A 17,272-nucleotide genomic window follows, 5' to 3' on the forward strand; every position below is an offset into this window, starting at 1 on the left:
AAGCCCCGTAGGACGGCCTCTCGTCCTCGTGAATTGCGTTGGTCAGGGCCGGTTTTTGACCGCTGGTCCGCTGTCCAGCCACTTTTGGCGGCGTTCGCGACTATAGCAGCAATGATTAAGTGCTTCAATTCCATAAAAAATTGTTATCATCGCCGCCATGACGACTACTGCCCCTTCGACCCCAGGCGTTCAACTGCTTGAGGTCTCGCCGGAATATGCCGGCCAACGAATTGACAACTTCCTGCTTGCCCGGCTCAAAGGCGTGCCCAAGACCTTGATCTATCGCATTTTGCGCAAAGGCGAAGTGCGGGTGAACAAAGGTCGGATCAAGCCTGAATACAAGCTCCAGGCGGGCGACGTCGTGCGCGTGCCGCCGGTTCGCGTGCCCGAGCGCGATGAGCCGGTGCCATTGGCACAAGGCTTGTTGCAGCGCCTGGAGGCCGCCATCGTCTTCGAAGACAAGGCGCTGATCGTGGTCAACAAGCCCGCGGGCATCGCGGTCCACGGCGGCAGCGGCCTGAATTTCGGCGTGATCGAAGCCTTTCGTCAACTGCGTCCCGATGCCAAGGAGCTGGAGCTGGTCCATCGCCTGGATCGGGACACCTCCGGGCTGTTGATGATTGCCAAGAAGCGCAGCATGTTGCGCCATCTGCACGAACAGTTGCGCGGCGATGGCGTCGACAAGCGCTACATGGCGCTGGTGCGCGGTCGTTGGGAAACGTCCGTCAAGCAGGTCCGCGCGCCGCTGCTCAAGAGCAACCTGCGCTCCGGCGAGCGCATGGTGGAAGTCAACGAAGAAGGCAAGGAAGCGCTGACCGTGTTCAAGGTGCTGCGCCGTTTCGGCGACTTCGCCACCATGGTCGAGGCCAAGCCGGTCACCGGGCGGACCCACCAGATCCGCGTCCACACCCTGCATGCCGGGCATTGCATTGCCGGTGACAGCAAGTACGGGGACGATGACTTCAGCAAGGAAATCCGTGACCTGGGCGGCAAGCGCCTGTTCCTTCATGCCTACATGCTGACCGTGCCGTTGCCGGACGGCGGCGAGCTGAAATTGCAGGCCCCCGTGGATGACATGTGGGCCAAGACCGTGGAGCGGTTGAGTGCATCCTGACTACAAGCTGCTGATATTTGATTGGGACGGCACTCTGGCCAACTCCATCGGTCGGATTGTCGAGTCGATGCACGTCGCGTCGGACCGTACGGGTTTTGCTCGGCGGGATGATTTTGCGGTGAAGGGCATTATCGGTCTCGGGCTGCCGGAAGCGATTCGCAGCCTGTACCCGGAAATCGCTGATGATGAGTTGAGCGTTTTTCGCCAGCATTATGCCGACCACTACATCGCGCTGGAGGCCGAGCCTTCGCCGCTGTTCGACGGCGTGGCCGACACGCTCCAGGCCCTGCGGGAGGAGGGCTATCACCTGGCTGTCGCGACCGGCAAGGCTCGACGCGGGCTGGATCGGGTGCTGAAGTCCCATGGCTGGGACGATTATTTCGACATCACCCGCGCCGCCGACGAAACCGCCAGCAAGCCGCATCCGCTGATGCTTGAACAGATCCTGGCCCACTGTAACGTGCGGCCCGAGCAGGCGCTGATGGTCGGGGATTCGTCGTTCGACCTGCAGATGGCGCGAAATGCCGGCATGGGCTCTGTCGCTGTCAGTTATGGCGCGCAGACGATCGAGGCGCTTCGGGCGTTTGAACCGTGCCTGGCGATTGACCATTTTCCCGAATTGCACGCGTGGCTGAGCCAGCGTGCCGGTTGACGTTTTGATGGGGATGCATGCATGACCGATGAATGGAAAGCACCGGCCAAGGCAGATGCCGAGAGCGGTGATGGAAAAAGCTGGAAGCTGTTGGAAAAGACTCTGTTGGCCGGTGTGCAAGAGCAGCGTCGGTCGCGTCGCTGGGGGATCTTCTTCAAGCTGCTGACCTTCGTTTATCTTTTCGTTGCGCTGCTGCTGTTTACGCCGTTGATGAGTATCGAAAAAGGTGCGGTCAGTGGTTCGGCGTATACCGCGTTGATCGACATTCAAGGCGTGATCGCCGACAAGGAGCCAGCCAGTGCGGATAACATCGTCGGCAGTCTGCGGGCCGCCTTCGAAGATCCGAAGGTCAAGGGCGTGGTGCTGCGCATCAACAGCCCGGGCGGCAGTCCGGTGCAGTCGGGTTACGTCTACGACGAGATCGTCCGGTTGCGCGCGCTTCACCCGAACACCAAGGTCTATGCAGTCATCGCCGATCTCGGCGCGTCGGGTGCCTATTACATTGCCAGCGCCGCGGACCAGATCTATGCCGACAAGGCCAGTCTGGTCGGCTCCATTGGCGTGACGGCGGCCGGTTATGGTTTTGTCGGGACCATGGAGAAGCTCGGTGTGGAGCGGCGGGTCTATACCTCTGGCGAGCACAAGTCGTTCCTTGATCCGTTCCAGCCGCAAAAGCCTGAAGAGACCGCGTTCTGGCAGGGCGTACTCGACACGACTCACAAGCAATTCATTGCCAGCGTCAAGAAAGGCCGCGGCGAGCGCTTGAAGGACAAGGAGCATCCGGAATTGTTTTCCGGGTTGGTCTGGTCCGGGGAGCAGGCTTTGCCGCTGGGCCTGATCGACGGCCTGGGCAGCGCCAGTTCGGTGGCTCGGGATGTGATCGGTCAGAAGGACCTGGTGGACTTCACCATCGAAGAATCGCCGTTTGACCGCTTCTCGAAGAAGCTGGGCGCAAGCATCGCCGAGCATCTGGCGATGTGGATGGGCTTCCAGGGTCCGGCGTTGCGCTGATTCAAGCGTGACGCATTTGCCCTTGTGGCGAGGGAGCTTGCTCCCGCTGGGCTGCGCAGCGGCCCAGATTTTTGCGGTCGCTGCGCAACCGAGCGGGAGCAAGCTCCCTCGCCACGGAGGGCGGTTCAGGGAACCTGCACACCCTCAGCCAGCAACATATCCACAAGACGAATCAGCGGCAGGCCGACCAGGCTGGTGGCGTCCGGCCCTTCGGTGCTCTGGAACAGGCTCACGCCCAGGCCTTCGGCCTTGAAGCTGCCGGCGCAGTCGTACGGTTGCTCGGTGCGCAGATAGCGCTCCACGCGAGCCTGATCCAATGTCCGCATGGTTACGGTAAACGGAACGCAATCGACCTGGCAGGCGCCGGTCTGGCTGTTGAGCAGTGCCAGGCCGGTCAGGAAGGTTACCTTGGTCCCGCTGGCGGCCAGCAGTTGCTCGCGGGCGTTCTCGAAGGTGTTGGGCTTGCCCAGGATGCGCTCGCCGAGCACGGCGACCTGGTCCGAGCCAATGATCAGGTGTGCCGGGTAACGGTCCGCCAGGGCGAAGGCTTTTTCCCGGGCCAGGCGTTTCACCAGTTCGAGCGCGGCCTCGCCGGCGCGATGGCTTTCGTCGATGTCCGGTGAGTCGCAGACGAACGGCAGCCCCAGGCGGGCAAGCAGTTCCCGACGGTAGACCGAGCTTGAGGCAAGTAATAAAGGCAGCATTGGCGTCTCCAGGAGGCAGGAGAGGATTCTAGCGAGGCGTGCAAGTGACGGACAGGGCTGAATTTCCTTTGACATGGCCCGGTGCATCCCTATAATGCTGCGCCTATGTTGAATGACCCGATTCCACCTCACGTTGACCCGCGCAAATTGGCTGACCGTGGCACCACCCTTCAAGGTGAATTGCTGCTGGCCGATTTGAAGAGACTCTGCGACCCGCTTTCCGACGATGTCGGTACGGTCCAGGCCAAATTCGTTTTTGAACGAGATGAACGTAAATCTGTGGTGATCCACAGCTTTATCGACACTGAAGTCAAAATGGTTTGCCAGCGTTGTCTTGAGCTGGTCACCCTGCCGATCCACAGCGAATGCAGTTACGCCGTGGTGAAGGAGGGTGCGAATACCCAGTCGTTGCCGAAAGGTTATGACGTGCTGGAACTGGGCGAAGATCCATTGGATCTGCAGTCACTGATCGAGGAGGAGCTTCTGCTCGCCTTGCCCATTGTGCCTGCTCATCATCCGGAAGAATGCCAGCAGCCGGCGGGAGCAGATGAGCCCGAACCGAGCGAGGACGAGGTAACGCGGTCCAACCCGTTCAGTGTATTGGCGCAGTTAAAGCGTGACCCAAACGTTTAGGAGTTAATCAATTATGGCTGTTCAGCAGAACAAAAAATCCCGCTCTGCCCGTGACATGCGCCGTTCGCACGACGCTCTCGAGGCTAGCACCCTGTCTGTAGAAAAAACCACCGGTGAAGTTCACCTGCGTCACCACGTATCGCCAGAAGGCGTATACCGTGGCCGTAAAGTGATCGACAAGGGCGCCGACGAGTAATCACTTGTCCGCTCAAGTCATCGCGATTGACGCAATGGGCGGGGACTTCGGTCCCCGCAGCATTGTTCAGGCCAGCCTCGCTTGCCTGAATGCTACGCCCTCGCTGCACCTGACCCTCGTCGGTCAACCCTCCCTCCTGGAAGAATTGCTCAGTGGTTATCCTGCTGCGGATCGCGCGCGCCTGACGATTACGCCGGCAGCCGAAGTCATCGCCATGGACGAGAAGCCTGCCCAGGCTCTGCGCGGCAAGCCCGACGCCTCGATGCGTGTTGCGCTGGAGCTGCTGCGCGACGACAAGGTCCAGGCGTGTGTCAGTGCGGGTAATACCGGGGCGTTGATGGCGCTGTCCCGCTACGTGCTGAAAACCCTGCCGGGGATCGATCGGCCCGCCATGGTCGCGGCGATCCCGACCCAGCGCGGTTTCTGCCAGCTACTGGACCTGGGCGCCAATGTCGACTGCAGCGCCGAGCATTTGCTGCAGTTCGCGGTGATGGGCTCGGTCGCGGCTGAAACCCTGGGCATCGCTCGCCCTCGCGTGGCACTGCTGAATATCGGCACCGAAGACATCAAGGGTAATCAGCAGGTCAAGCTCGCGGCCACATTGTTGCAAAGCGCCCGGGGCATCAATTACATCGGTTTTGTCGAGGGTGACGGGCTGTATCGCGGCGAGGCTGACGTGGTGGTATGCGACGGTTTTGTCGGCAATATCCTGCTCAAGTCCAGCGAAGGCCTGGCGACCATGATTGGCGGCCGGATCGAGGCCCTGTTCAAGCAGAGCCTGGCTTCCAGGGCGGTGGGTGCGCTGGCATTGCCGCTGATGCGTCGTCTGCAGGCGGACCTGGCCCCGGCGCGGCACAACGGTGCGAGTTTTCTCGGGCTGCAGGGCATCGTGATCAAGAGTCATGGTTCGGCTGGGGTGCAGGGCTTTCAGAGTGCAATCAACCGGGCGGTGATTGAAATCGAGGAAAACCTGCCTGAGCGTCTGCATGGCCGTCTTGAAGATTTGTTAACTTAGGCGTTTTCGTCCGACAATGCTTAAATGTGACCGGTCGGTTCAACCCGCCATCCAACTGTCAGTTTCCTAGCGCCCCCCAGGGGCGTCAATTTTTGACGACAAGATCATTAGGGGCTTTGTTTTCATGTCTGCTTCCCTCGCATTCGTCTTTCCAGGACAGGGCTCGCAGTCCCTCGGCATGCTGGCCGAGCTGGGCGCGCAATACCCGTTGATCCTGGAAACATTCAAAGAAGCATCCGACGCGCTCGGCTACGACTTGTGGGCACTGACCCAGCAAGGGCCGGAAGAGCAACTCAATCAAACCGATAAAACCCAACCGGCCATCCTCACCGCCTCGATTGCCTTGTGGCGCCTGTGGCTGGCTGAAGGCGGCGCGCGTCCGGCGTTTGTCGCCGGTCACAGCCTGGGCGAGTACAGCGCCCTGGTGGCGGCTGGCAGCCTGAGCCTTGGCGACGCGGTCAAGCTGGTGGAACGGCGTGGCCAGTTGATGCAGGAAGCGGTTCCGGCCGGGCAGGGTGGCATGGCCGCTATCCTCGGCCTGGAAGACGTCGATGTGTTGGCAGCCTGTGCCGAAGCGGCGCAAGGCGATGTTGTCAGCGCGGTGAATTTCAATTCGCCGGGCCAGGTGGTCATTGCCGGCGCGAAGGCGGCTGTCGAGCGCGCGATCGAAGGTTGCAAGGCCCGTGGCGCCAAGCGCGCGATGCCATTGCCGGTCAGCGTTCCGTCGCACTGCGAGCTGATGCGCCCGGCCGCCGAGCGGTTTGCCGAATCCATCGCCGCCATCGACTGGCAGGCGCCGCAGATTCCCGTGGTTCAGAATGTCAGCGCCAACGTGGCGTCGGATCTCGAGACCCTCAAGCGCGATCTGCTGGAACAGCTCTACAAGCCGGTTCGCTGGGTCGAATCGGTACAGACCCTGGCAGCCAAGGGCGCGACCGAACTGGTCGAGTGCGGCCCTGGCAAGGTGCTGGCAGGTCTGAACAAACGCTGCGCCGAAGGCGTGTCGACTTCCAATCTCAACACCCCAGACGCTTTCGCTGCCGCTCGTGCAGCGCAAGCCTGAACAGGAGAAGCTTGCATGAGTCTGCAAGGTAAAGTTGCACTGGTGACCGGTGCAAGCCGCGGCATCGGCCAGGCTATCGCACTGGAATTGGGTCGCCAAGGCGCCATTGTCATCGGCACCGCGACTTCCGCTTCAGGCGCCGAGCGTATCGCCGCGACCTTGAAGGAAAACGGCATCCAAGGCACCGGCCTTGAACTGAATGTCACCAGCGACGAATCTGTTGCGGCGGTTCTGGCAAGCATCCAGGAGCAGTTCGGCGCTCCGGCGATCCTGGTCAATAATGCCGGCATCACTCGCGATAACCTGATGATGCGCATGAAAGATGACGAATGGTTCGATGTGGTCGATACCAACTTGAACAGCCTGTATCGGCTGTCCAAGGGCGTTCTGCGTGGCATGACCAAGGCCCGTTGGGGCCGAATTATCAGTATCGGCTCGGTTGTGGGTGCCATGGGCAACGCTGGCCAAGTAAACTATGCTGCGGCTAAAGCCGGCCTGGAAGGTTTCAGCCGTGCGCTGGCACGGGAAGTCGGTTCGCGCTCGATTACGGTAAACTCGGTTGCACCGGGTTTCATCGACACCGACATGACCCGCGAACTGCCGGAAGCACAGCGTGAAGCTTTGTTGACACAGATTCCGCTGGGTCGTCTGGGGCAAGCTCAAGAAATCGCGTCCGTGGTCGCTTTTCTTGCTTCGGACGGTGCGGCATACGTGACTGGGGCTACAATCCCGGTAAACGGCGGGATGTACATGAGTTAAATGTGACGGATTGCTTCAAAAAAATGTCATACGAGCTGTCTAAAATCCGTTATAAAGCTGCAATCTATTTATAGGCGGCGGGCCCCAGGGTTCGAGGAGTGAAGCTTTCGGTTGAAAAACCGAAAAGTCTTTCTATACACTTACCCACCGGCCAGCTGCCTGAATTTGTCCATTAGGAGTGAAAACAAGGTATGAGCACCATCGAAGAGCGCGTCAAGAAAATCGTTGCCGAGCAACTGGGCGTTAAAGAAGAAGAAGTTGTGAACACCGCTTCCTTCGTCGAAGACCTGGGTGCCGACTCCCTTGACACCGTTGAGCTGGTGATGGCTCTGGAAGAGGAATTCGAGACCGAGATTCCTGACGAAGAAGCTGAAAAGATCACTACTGTACAAGCTGCTATCGACTACGTTACCAGCCACCAGGCGTAATCGTATTCAGTCGTCGCTAGCTGTCATGGAAAAACCGCACTGCCATTTCGGCGTGCGGTTTTTTCTTTAGGCCTGATGCAAAGTCGTCATTTGAAAAAGGAGAGTGCTGTGTCGCGTAGACGCGTCGTAGTCACCGGTATGGGTATGTTGTCGCCACTGGGCACGGATGTGCCGAGCAGCTGGCAGGGCATTCTGGCTGGCCGTAGTGGCATTGGTCTGATCGAACACACCGACCTTTCTGCCTATTCCACCCGTTTTGGCGGCTCGGTAAAGGGTTTCAATGTCGAGGAATACCTGTCGGTCAAGGAAGCCCGCAAGCTTGACCTGTTCATTCAATACGGCCTGGCAGCCGGTTTCCAGGCGGTGCGCAATGCCGGGCTGGAAGTCACCGACGCCAACCGTGAGCGCATCGGCGTGGCCATGGGTTCGGGTATTGGCGGCTTGACCAATATCGAAGAAACCAGCCGTACGCTGCATGATTCTGGGCCGCGGCGTATTTCGCCGTTTTTCGTGCCGGGCTCGATCATCAATATGATTTCCGGTTTCCTGTCCATCCACCTCGGTGCACAGGGACCCAACTACGCCATCGCTACTGCCTGCACTACGGGCACCCACTGCATCGGCATGGCCGCGCGCAACATCATGTACGACGAAGCTGACGTGATGATTGCCGGTGGTGCTGAAATGGCCGCCTGCGGCCTCGGCATGGGCGGTTTCGGCGCGTCCCGTGCGCTGTCGACCCGCAACGATGAGCCGGACCGGGCCAGCCGCCCGTGGGACAAGGGCCGCGATGGTTTCGTACTGTCGGACGGTGCCGGTGCGCTGGTGCTTGAAGAGCTTGAACACGCCAAGGCTCGTGGCGCGACCATCTATGCCGAACTGATCGGCTTCGGTACCAGCGGCGATGCGTTCCACATGACCTCGCCACCGGCCGATGGCGCCGGTGCGGCCCGTTGCATCACCAATGCCTTGCGCGACGCCAAGCTCAATCCAGGGCAGGTCCAGTACATCAACGCCCATGGCACGTCGACCCCGGCTGGCGATCTGGCCGAAGCCCAGGCCATCAAGACCGTGTTCGGCGACCACGCCTACAAACTGGCTGTCAGCTCGACCAAATCGATGACCGGCCACCTGTTGGGCGCGGCGGGTGCGGTGGAAGCGATCTTCAGCGTACTGGCGATCAACAGCCAGGTGGCGCCGCCGACCATCAACCTTGATGAGCCGGACGAGGGCTGCGACCTCGACTTCGTGCCGCATACCGCCCGCAGCATGGACATCGACGTCGTGTTGTCCAATTCCTTCGGCTTCGGCGGGACCAATGGCTCGCTGGTGTTTCGCCGGTTCGCCGGTTGATGGAAAGCTGGGTCGACGGTCAGCCGGCTGACGCTCTGTCGCTGAAAGATCGCGGCCTGGCCTACGGTGATGGGTTGTTCGAAACCATCGCCGTGCGGGACGGTAAGCTCGTTCTGCTTGAGGGGCATCTGCAACGCCTCGCGTTGGGATGCCGACGGTTGGCAATCAGTGTCGATTGGGCGGTATTGAACGCAGAACTGCAAGCCTATGCGCAGCAGCTTGGCGATGGCGTTCTGAAACTGATCGTGACCCGTGGCGACAGTCTGCGGGGCTATGCCGCCAATCCTTCAGCCCAGGCCCGCCGCATCTTGCAGGGCAGCCCGCCGGCGGCCTATCCGCTGGCCCATGCCGAGCAAGGCGTTCAGCTGTTTCCTTGCACTACACGCCTGTCCGAGCAACCGTTGCTCGCTGGCCTCAAACACCTCAATCGCCTAGAACAAGTGCTGGCCCGCGCCGAATGGAGCGACACCGAGCATGCCGAAGGCTTGATGCTGGATATGTCCGGGCGGGTAATCGAAGGCGTGTTCAGCAATCTGTTCATGGTGCACGACGGAGCGCTGATCACGGCGGATCTGAGTCGTTGTGGTGTCGCCGGGGTGATGCGCGGGCAATTATTGTTTCAAGCCGAGTCTCAAGGCATCGTCACGCAAACCATTGATATCAGCCTCGAACAGCTGCACCAGGCCGACGAGGTCTTTGTCTGCAACAGCGTATATGGCGTGTGGCCGGTACGCGGATGCGGTTCGGCGCGCTGGTCGGTTGGCCCGCTCACCCGTAAACTGCAGACCCTTGCCCGTGCGCTATTGGATGCTTGATTCGTGAGACGTAAATTCTTGCTGCTGCTGGAAGTCGGACTGGTTCTGGCGGGGCTGTTGCTGGGCGCTTCGGCGTGGAAAATTCATTCGGCGCTGCAGCAGCCGTTGAACATCACCCAGGAAGAGCTGCTTGACGTACCCAACGGCACCACGCCGACCGGGACGCTCAATCGTCTCGAAGCCGATGGCCTGATCAAGGATGCGTTCTGGCTGCGGGTCTACTGGCGCTTCAACCTCGCCGGCCAACCCCTGCACTCCGGCGAATACCGCATGGTGCCGGGGATGACGATGGACGGCCTGATCGGTGTCTGGAAGCGTGGTGACGTGGTGCAGTACAGCGTCACGCTGGTGGAGGGCTGGAATTTCCGTCAGGTTCGCGCAGCGCTGGCCAAGGATGAGAAGCTCCAGCAGACCCTCGCCGGCCTGAGCGACAGTCAGGTGATGGACCGTCTTGGTCATTCCGGGATATTTCCCGAAGGCCGGTTCTTCCCGGATACCTATCGGTTCGTGCGCGGTACGTCGGATGCCGATCTGCTGAAGAAGGCCTACGATCGGCTGGAAGAGGTGCTCGCCAAGGAGTGGGCGCAACGAGCCACCGACGTGCCTTACACCCAGCCCTACCAGGCATTGATCATGGCTTCCCTGATCGAGAAGGAGACCGGCGTGCCCCAGGAGCGTGGCCAGATCGCCGGGGTGTTCGTGCGCCGCTTGCGCCTGGGCATGTTGTTGCAGACCGATCCCACCGTAATCTATGGCCTGGGGGAGCGCTACGCCGGCAAGCTCACCCGCGCCCATCTGAAAGAACCGAATCCCTACAACACCTATCTGGTTCCAGGGCTGCCGCCGACGCCGATCGCGATGGTCGGGCGCGAGGCGATTCATGCGGCGTTGAACCCGGCGGACGGCAACAGCCTTTATTTCGTAGCCCGGGGCGATGGCAGCCATGTGTTTTCCGATGACCTGGAAACGCACAACAACGCGGTGCGCGAATACCAGCTCAAGCGCCGCGCCGATTATCGCTCCAGCCCGGCCCCGGTTGCGCCGGACGATGTGGCGCCGATTCCCGCCGCTTCACCTGATACGGCGCCTGAAGCCGTGCCCCAGGTGCCGCCCCAGGAACCCGCGCCGCAACCCGCCCCCGAAGCGAATGCCAGCGAGCCGCCGAGCCCGCAATGACTCTGATTAAGGATCGCCCGTGACTGGCTTGTTTATAACCCTGGAAGGCCCCGAAGGCGCCGGCAAGAGCACCAACCGCGAATACCTCGCCGAACGTTTGCGGGCTGAAGGCATCGAGGTGGTGCTGTCCCGTGAGCCGGGCGGCACGCCATTGGCCGAGAGGATTCGCGAGGTGCTGCTGGCACCCCTTGACGAGGTCATGAACCCCGACACCGAGCTATTGCTGGTTTTCGCCGCCCGGGCGCAACATCTGGCCGAGGTGATCCGCCCGGCGCTGGCCCGTGGTGCGGTGGTGCTGTGTGATCGCTTCACCGATTCGACCTATGCCTACCAGGGGGGCGGCCGGGGCTTGTCCCTTGAACGCATCGCCGCGCTGGAAACCTTTGTCCAGGCGGACCTGCGGCCAGACCTGACCCTGGTGTTCGACTTGCCGGTGGACATCGGCCTGGCCCGCGCCAGCGCCCGGGGTCGGCTCGATCGCTTCGAGCTGGAAGGGCAGGCCTTCTTCAACGCCGTGCGCAATGCCTTCCTGGAGCGTGCCAAGGCTGATCCGGCGCGTTACCTGCTGATCGACGCCGCCCAACCGCTGGCACAGGTCCAGCAGTCGCTGGGTGGTCTGCTGCCGCGTCTGCTGGAGCGTGCCCGTGGCTGAAGCCTATCCGTGGCAGGACAGTCTCTGGCAGCAATTGGCCGGGCGTGCCCAGCATGCCCATGCCTACCTGCTCCACGGTCCGGCCGGGATCGGCAAGCGGGCCCTGGCCGAACGCCTGATGGCGAGCCTGTTGTGCCAGGCCCCGGTGGCCGCGGGCGGCTGCGGCGAATGCAAGTCCTGCCTGCTGCTCAAGGCCGGTAGCCATCCAGACAACTACGTGCTGGAGCCTGAAGAGGCGGACAAGGCGATCAAGGTCGACCAGGTCCGGGACCTGGTGAGTTTCGTCGTCCAGACCGCGCAGATGGGCGGGCGCAAGGTCGTGTTGATCGAACCGGTGGAGTCGATGAACATCAACGCTGCCAATGCCTTGCTCAAGAGTCTCGAAGAGCCTTCCGGGAATACCGTCCTGCTGTTGGTCAGCCACCAGCCGAGTCGGTTGTTGCCGACCATCAAGAGCCGTTGCGTGCAGCAGGCTTGTCCGCTGCCCAGCGAGGCCATGAGCCTGCAGTGGCTGGGCCGGGCCTTGCCTGACAGCAGCGATGAGGAGCGTGTCGAGCTGCTGACCCTGGCCGCCGGTTCGCCACTGGCGGCCGTCAGCCTCCAGGCCCAGGGCGTGCGTGAGCAGCGGGCACTGGTCGTGGACGGCATCAAGAAACTGCTCAAGCAACAGCAGTCGCCGACGCAACTGGCCGAGGGCTGGAACGCCATTCCGTTGCTGCTGCTGTTCGACTGGTTCTGTGACTGGTCGAGCCTGATCCTGCGTTATCAGCTCACCGAGGACGAGGCTGGGCTGGGACTGGCGGACATGCGCAAGGTGATCCAGTACCTGGCGCAAAAAAGCAGCCAGGACAAAATCCTGAACATTCAGGACTGGATTCTTGCCCAACGCCAGAAGGTGCTGAGCAAGGCCAACCTCAATCGCGTCCTGTTGCTGGAGGCGCTGTTGGTGCAATGGGCAAGTTTGCCTGGTCGTAACTGACAGGCACACTAAACTCAGCTCAATTGCAGCGGAGATCAGCATGAACGAACCTGTCAGCCCCGGGCCACGCAATGGCATCCTGTCCCTGACCATCAAGGACAAGTCGGTGCTCTACGCCGCCTACATGCCCTTCATCAGAAACGGTGGCTTGTTCATTCCCACCAACAAGAATTATCGCCTGGGCGACGAGGTGTTCATGCTGTTGAGCCTGATGGACGAACCGGAGAAAATCCCGGTCGCCGGCAAGGTGATCTGGCTCACCCCCAAAGGCGCCCAGGGCAACCGGGCGGCCGGGGTTGGCGTGCAGTTCAACGAAGGCGACAACTCGGCCCGCAATCAGATCGAAACCCACCTGGCCGGAACCCTCAAGTCCGACCGTCCTACCCATACGATGTAGCTGGCCCCATATGCTTGTAGATTCCCATTGTCACCTTGATCGCCTCGACCTTGCCGCCCATGGCGGTTCGCTGGACGCCGCGCTGGATGCCGCGCGCCAACGAGGCGTCGGGCATTTCCTGTGCATCGGTGTCAGCGCCGACAACGCCGCCGACGTCAAGGTCCTGGCCGACCGTTATGCGGATGTCGATTGTTCGGTGGGTATCCACCCGCTGGACGTACAGCCCGATGCCGCGCCGGCCCTGGACTGGCTGCTGCACGAGCTCGACCATCCTCGGGTGGTGGCCATTGGCGAGACTGGCCTCGACTATCACTACGAGCCGGAGGCCGCCGAGGTGCAGCAGGCTTCGTTCCGCTTGCACCTGGAAGCGGCTCGTCAGACTGGCAAGCCGGTAATCATCCACACCCGCGGTGCCCGCGCCGACACCCTGGATCTGCTGCGCGACGCGGCGTTGCCCCAGGCGGGCGTGCTGCATTGCTTCACCGAGGACTGGGACATGGCCAAGGCTGCGCTGGACATGGGTTACTACATCTCCCTGTCCGGTATTGTCACGTTTCGCAATGCCGATGCCCTGCGCGACGTCGCCAGCAAAGTGCCGGCCGATCGATTGCTGGTGGAGACCGATTCGCCCTACCTGGCGCCAATACCCTATCGCGGCAAGCCGAACCTTCCCCAGTACGTGCGCGAGGTGGCCGAGTTCCTGGCCATGTTGCGCGGTGAATCCTATGAGCGGTTCGCGCAGCAGACCACGGAAAACTTCAAACGCCTGTTCCCCCTGGCCCATGTCGGTTCGCCGAGGGCCTGAATCACGGACAAAAAAAACCCGGGTTCTGGGGGGTGAATCCGGGTTAAGACCATTAGGAGTAAACAAAGGCACTCGGTCCGTTGGTACCTTTATCGGCGCGTCACTTGGGGGAGATGTCACGCCGACAGTTCAAGTATTGATCACTGTGGCGATGCGTCCAGTGTGGTTGCGGCGGTTTTTAAACAAATTTGGAATACGCTCGCTTCGGATAGGTTCTCACTGTCCTGTTAACCTGCCAGTACGGTAGGGTGCCAGGTAAACGGAGGAGTCGGGACTGCACGGTTTTCCGCAGAACACTGATCGAAAATGGATGATCCGTGCATTTTTGCGTAATTTAGGCATAATACCCGGCTTCGAATTTTGACCCTTCAGACCTTTTTCTTATGCACAAAGAACCCCGTAAGGTCCGTGAGTTTCGTCGCCGCGAGCAGGAAATTCTCGATACCGCGCTCAAGTTGTTCCTCGACCAGGGTGAAGACAGTGTCACCGTCGAGATGATTGCGGATGCCGTGGGTATCGGCAAAGGCACGATCTATAAACATTTCAAATCCAAGGCCGAGATCTACCTGCGGCTGATGCTCGATTACGAGCGCGATTTGAACGAGTTGTTGCATTCGGCCGATGTGGACAAGGACAAGGAAGCGCTATCCCGGGCCTATTTCGAGTTCCGCATGCGCGACCCGCAGCGTTACCGCTTGTTCGATCGCCTGGAGGAGAAGGTGGTCAAGGGCAACCAGGTGCCGGAAATGGTCGAGGAGCTGCACAAGATCCGCGCTTCCAACTTCGAACGCCTGACCCTGCTGATCAAGGGCCGGATCAGCGAAGGCAAGCTCGAAGATGTGCCGCCGTATTTCCATTACTGCGCAGCCTGGGCGCTGGTGCATGGCGCCGTGGCGCTGTATCACTCGCCGTTCTGGAGCAATGTGCTTGAAGATCAGGAAGGCTTCTTCCAGTTCCTGATGGACATTGGCGTGCGCATGGGCAACAAGCGCAAGCGCGACACCGACGTCCCGAGCAGTTGAGGCATTCAGCTGTCTGATTGCGCCATGTCTGCTTACATGGCGCATTGCCCGAGGAATATACTCAGGCTTGGGCCTTGCAGAAATCTGATTTTTAGGTCAGGTTTTGCGGGCCCGATTCTTCTTTCGCCGGAGTGATCATGATCGTTGACCGTCAAGGCAGGCGTTTTCGCAATTTGCGGATCAGCCTGACTTCAGCCTGCAACTATGCCTGTACCTACTGCGTGCCAGACGGCAAGCGGCTGGTGGCTGCGCAGGATGAACTGTCGGCCGAGGCCATGGCGCGGGGCGTGGCCTATCTGATCGAAGCCGCCGGCATCGAGCGGTTGCGCATCACCGGTGGAGAGCCACTGGTCAGCCCCAAGCTGGAAAGCTTCATGACGGCGGTGGGGCAGATGGGGCTGCAAGACATCAGCCTGACCACCAATGGTCAGCTGCTGGCAAAGAAGCTGCCTCTACTGGTCAACGCCGGTATCCGCCGTATCAACGTCTCCCTCGACACCCTGGACCCCGTGGCGTTTCGCAGCATTGCCCGTGGTGGCGACCTGGCGACCGTGCTGGACGGCATGGAGCAGGCCCGGGCGGCGGGAATGAAGATCAAGGTCAACATGGTGCCGTTGCGCGGGCAGAACCTGGACCAGGTGATGCCGTTGCTCCAGTACTGCCTGGAGCGTGGTTATGAGTTGCGTTTCATCGAGTTGATGCGCATGGGCCACCTGGCCAAGGATTCCAATGCGTTCCTTCAACAGTTCGTCAGCCTCCAGCAGTTGCTGGGGCTGATTGGCGACCAGTACGAATATCTGCAGGCCGATGCGCCGATCGATGCCACGGCCGTGCGTTACGAAATTCCGGGGTTGGGGCACTTCGGTGTGATCGCCAACGAAAGCGTGCCGTTCTGCCGCACCTGTTCCCGGCTGCGGCTGTCTTCCACGGGCTGGTTGCATGGCTGCCTGTCGTCGAGTAACCGTCACTACGTTGGCGATCTGTTGGACAAACCGCGTCACCAGGCATTGCCGGCGCTCCAGCGGCTGTTGGTCAAGGCCTTGGGGGACAAGCAGGAAGTGGCGTTCTCGGGTGGTGCGACCATCATGAAGATCATCGGCGGCTGAACAACGGCTTTTTGTGGTGACGGAGCAAGCTCCCCCACCATAGACATTCCAAACCGGATAATTGTCGAGCTGGCGCAAAAGCTGCATCCCATGGCCATTCGCCGGTTTTCCGTCACCGGTTTTTGGAGGATAGGATGCGTAGCCTGTTTTTGCTGCTGGCCGTTTTGACGCTGGGTGGCTGCATGAATGTCAGCGACATGGGGGAGGGCGTTCGTTATCACATGAGCGACGCCGGCCTGCTGGACCATAGCGACAGCCGTCGGGTGAACAACCTGCGCATTCAGCCGGATTCCTTCATCTACATTGCCCAGGGTGCTTTTGCTCCGCCAGGCAGCGCTTATCCGCGGCCCAATGTCGTGGCTGAAGAAGCGTTCAACGGTTTCATCGAGTATTTCCCCATGGTTCGTCGCGCCCGGGTCCCGGAAGGCCTCGACCAGGCGATGGGCGAAGCGCGTGCCGCCGGTGCTCATTACTTGCTTTATACCCGGTTCGCCAAAGCGGACAACCGCATCGGCAACACCGACGAATGGCTGGACGAAGAAGCCGTGGATCGACTAGGTGTCGATACCGGTGTCATTCAGATCATGTTGATCGAGACCAGCACCCAGTATTTGATTGATACTGCGCGTATCAAAAGTCGTGGCGGTTTACTGACGTTGCACGACAAACAGCCAGAAGACCTGATCGCCGCCCCGCTGCGTGAATATGCCCGCACCTTGCTGGGGATTAGCGACCAGTAACATTCAAGGAGTCACCATGAGCGGACCGCAAAAAGCCAATGACCTGCTGGGACAGATCCCGAAGACCAAAGGCCTGCCGCCGGTCCACTTGTGGAACCCCGACTTCTGCGGCGACATCGACATGCGCATCGCCCGTGATGGCACCTGGTATTACCTGGGCACGCCGATCGGGCGCAAGCCGATGGTCAAGCTGTTCTCCACCATCATTCGCCGCGACGGCGATGATTATTTCCTGATCACCCCTGTGGAAAAAGTCGGCATCAAAGTCGACGACGCCCCGTTCGTGGCCGTGACCCTTGAGGTCGAGGGGGAGGGGGAAGGGCAGTTGCTGCGCTTTACTACCAACGTTGAGGAAACCACCGAAGCCGGCCCCGATCATCCGATGCGGGTGGTCATCGACCCCCAGACCCAGGAGCCTGCGCCGTACGTGCACGTGCGCAGCAACCTCGAAGCGCTGATTCATCGCAACGTGTTCTATCAACTGGTGGAGCTGGCAGTAAGTCGCGAAATCGATGGTCAGCGCTGGTTGGGCGTATGGAGCGGCGGCGTGTTTTTCCCCATCGGTCTTGAGCCCTGAATCCTGGGTGGGAGCGAGCCTGCTCGCGAAAGCGGCAGCATAGTCGACACCTTTTTATGCAGACCCACCGCTTTC

21 protein-coding genes are annotated in these 17,272 nt (G+C 60.7%); 20 read left to right on the forward strand and 1 reads right to left on the reverse strand.

Annotated elements, in window-relative coordinates; genetic code table 11:
- Positions 1–157 precede the first annotated feature (157 nt).
- Genes rluC through J3P91_RS07900 form a run of 3 tightly spaced genes read left to right on the forward strand, consistent with a single transcriptional unit; the run spans position 158 to position 2,777 of the window.
- Positions 158–1,114, forward strand: a complete 957-nt coding sequence (gene rluC / locus J3P91_RS07890; RefSeq protein ID WP_434569359.1) for a 23S rRNA pseudouridine(955/2504/2580) synthase RluC — start codon at positions 158–160, stop codon at positions 1,112–1,114.
- Positions 1,104–1,766 carry an HAD-IIIA family hydrolase gene (locus J3P91_RS07895; RefSeq protein ID WP_434569358.1) on the forward strand — a complete coding sequence of 221 codons (663 nt, stop codon included), beginning with the start codon at positions 1,104–1,106 and terminating at the stop codon, positions 1,764–1,766. Before rluC ends, J3P91_RS07895 begins: the two co-directional genes overlap by 11 nt.
- 21 nt (positions 1,767–1,787) lie before the next feature.
- Positions 1,788–2,777: a S49 family peptidase gene (locus J3P91_RS07900; RefSeq protein WP_434569357.1), complete on the forward strand. Its 990-nt coding sequence runs from the start codon at positions 1,788–1,790 to the stop codon at positions 2,775–2,777.
- A gap of 125 nt (positions 2,778–2,902) precedes the next feature.
- Here the strand turns inward: J3P91_RS07900 and J3P91_RS07905 are convergent, their stop codons facing one another.
- Positions 2,903–3,481 carry a Maf family protein gene (locus tag J3P91_RS07905; RefSeq protein WP_434603255.1) on the reverse strand — a complete coding sequence of 193 codons (579 nt, stop codon included), beginning with the start codon at positions 3,479–3,481 and terminating at the stop codon, positions 2,903–2,905.
- Between the two features lie 105 nt (positions 3,482–3,586).
- Between J3P91_RS07905 and J3P91_RS07910 the strand changes: the two genes are divergently transcribed.
- The 17 genes from J3P91_RS07910 to J3P91_RS07990 all read left to right on the forward strand — a co-directional run bounded on the left by J3P91_RS07910 (position 3,587) and on the right by J3P91_RS07990 (position 17,197).
- Positions 3,587–4,114, forward strand: a complete 528-nt coding sequence (locus J3P91_RS07910; protein WP_003204262.1) for a YceD family protein — start codon at positions 3,587–3,589, stop codon at positions 4,112–4,114.
- Between the two features lie 13 nt (positions 4,115–4,127).
- Positions 4,128–4,310, forward strand: a complete 183-nt coding sequence (rpmF, locus tag J3P91_RS07915; RefSeq protein ID WP_003179396.1) for a 50S ribosomal protein L32 — start codon at positions 4,128–4,130, stop codon at positions 4,308–4,310.
- Between the two features lie 4 nt (positions 4,311–4,314).
- A complete protein-coding gene (gene plsX / locus J3P91_RS07920; RefSeq protein ID WP_434569355.1) occupies positions 4,315–5,325 on the forward strand; it encodes a phosphate acyltransferase PlsX in 1,011 nt (336 codons plus the stop codon).
- A gap of 124 nt (positions 5,326–5,449) precedes the next feature.
- On the forward strand, positions 5,450–6,388 hold the full coding sequence (gene fabD, locus J3P91_RS07925; protein ID WP_434603257.1) for an ACP S-malonyltransferase: 939 nt from the start codon (positions 5,450–5,452) through the stop codon (positions 6,386–6,388).
- Between the two features lie 15 nt (positions 6,389–6,403).
- Positions 6,404–7,147 (forward strand): 3-oxoacyl-ACP reductase FabG, encoded by a 744-nt coding sequence (gene fabG / locus J3P91_RS07930; RefSeq protein ID WP_018613558.1) that lies wholly within the window; start codon positions 6,404–6,406, stop codon positions 7,145–7,147.
- Between the two features lie 191 nt (positions 7,148–7,338).
- Positions 7,339–7,575: an acyl carrier protein gene (gene acpP, locus J3P91_RS07935; RefSeq protein ID WP_003175607.1), complete on the forward strand. Its 237-nt coding sequence runs from the start codon at positions 7,339–7,341 to the stop codon at positions 7,573–7,575.
- A gap of 108 nt (positions 7,576–7,683) precedes the next feature.
- Entirely contained in the window at positions 7,684–8,928 is a 1,245-nt protein-coding gene (fabF, locus tag J3P91_RS07940) for a beta-ketoacyl-ACP synthase II (RefSeq protein ID WP_305496054.1), read from the forward strand.
- The gene (gene pabC, locus J3P91_RS07945) at positions 8,928–9,743 is read left to right on the forward strand and encodes an aminodeoxychorismate lyase (protein WP_434603259.1); all 816 of its coding nucleotides are present in this window, start codon (positions 8,928–8,930) and stop codon (positions 9,741–9,743) included. The genes fabF and pabC overlap by 1 nt, the downstream gene beginning before the upstream one ends.
- Positions 9,744–9,746: 3 nt before the next feature.
- The gene (gene mltG / locus J3P91_RS07950; protein WP_434603261.1) at positions 9,747–10,919 is read left to right on the forward strand and encodes an endolytic transglycosylase MltG; all 1,173 of its coding nucleotides are present in this window, start codon (positions 9,747–9,749) and stop codon (positions 10,917–10,919) included.
- 19 nt (positions 10,920–10,938) lie between these two features.
- Positions 10,939–11,571 carry a dTMP kinase gene (gene tmk, locus J3P91_RS07955; RefSeq protein ID WP_434603263.1) on the forward strand — a complete coding sequence of 211 codons (633 nt, stop codon included), beginning with the start codon at positions 10,939–10,941 and terminating at the stop codon, positions 11,569–11,571.
- The gene (locus J3P91_RS07960; protein ID WP_434603265.1) at positions 11,564–12,550 is read left to right on the forward strand and encodes a DNA polymerase III subunit delta'; all 987 of its coding nucleotides are present in this window, start codon (positions 11,564–11,566) and stop codon (positions 12,548–12,550) included. The genes tmk and J3P91_RS07960 overlap by 8 nt, the downstream gene beginning before the upstream one ends.
- Positions 12,551–12,590: 40 nt before the next feature.
- Positions 12,591–12,947 carry a PilZ domain-containing protein gene (locus J3P91_RS07965; protein WP_305496049.1) on the forward strand — a complete coding sequence of 119 codons (357 nt, stop codon included), beginning with the start codon at positions 12,591–12,593 and terminating at the stop codon, positions 12,945–12,947.
- 10 nt (positions 12,948–12,957) lie between these two features.
- Entirely contained in the window at positions 12,958–13,752 is a 795-nt protein-coding gene (locus J3P91_RS07970) for a TatD family hydrolase (RefSeq protein WP_305496048.1), read from the forward strand.
- Between the two features lie 383 nt (positions 13,753–14,135).
- Positions 14,136–14,774, forward strand: coding sequence for a TetR/AcrR family transcriptional regulator (locus tag J3P91_RS07975; RefSeq protein WP_003204240.1), 639 nt, complete (start codon positions 14,136–14,138; stop codon positions 14,772–14,774).
- Between the two features lie 137 nt (positions 14,775–14,911).
- A complete protein-coding gene (locus J3P91_RS07980; protein ID WP_305496047.1) occupies positions 14,912–15,880 on the forward strand; it encodes a GTP 3',8-cyclase MoaA in 969 nt (322 codons plus the stop codon).
- Positions 15,881–16,014: 134 nt separating this feature from the next.
- Complete coding sequence (locus J3P91_RS07985; RefSeq protein WP_434569347.1) at positions 16,015–16,620, forward strand: DUF4823 domain-containing protein; 606 nt, start codon at positions 16,015–16,017, stop codon at positions 16,618–16,620.
- Positions 16,621–16,636: 16 nt separating this feature from the next.
- Positions 16,637–17,197, forward strand: coding sequence for a DUF1285 domain-containing protein (locus J3P91_RS07990; protein ID WP_305496045.1), 561 nt, complete (start codon positions 16,637–16,639; stop codon positions 17,195–17,197).
- The last annotated feature ends 75 nt before the right edge of the window (positions 17,198–17,272 follow it).

The organism is Pseudomonas sp. Z4-7, assembly GCF_051131965.1.
In the GTDB taxonomy this organism is placed as follows: Bacteria; Pseudomonadota; Gammaproteobacteria; order Pseudomonadales; family Pseudomonadaceae; genus Aquipseudomonas.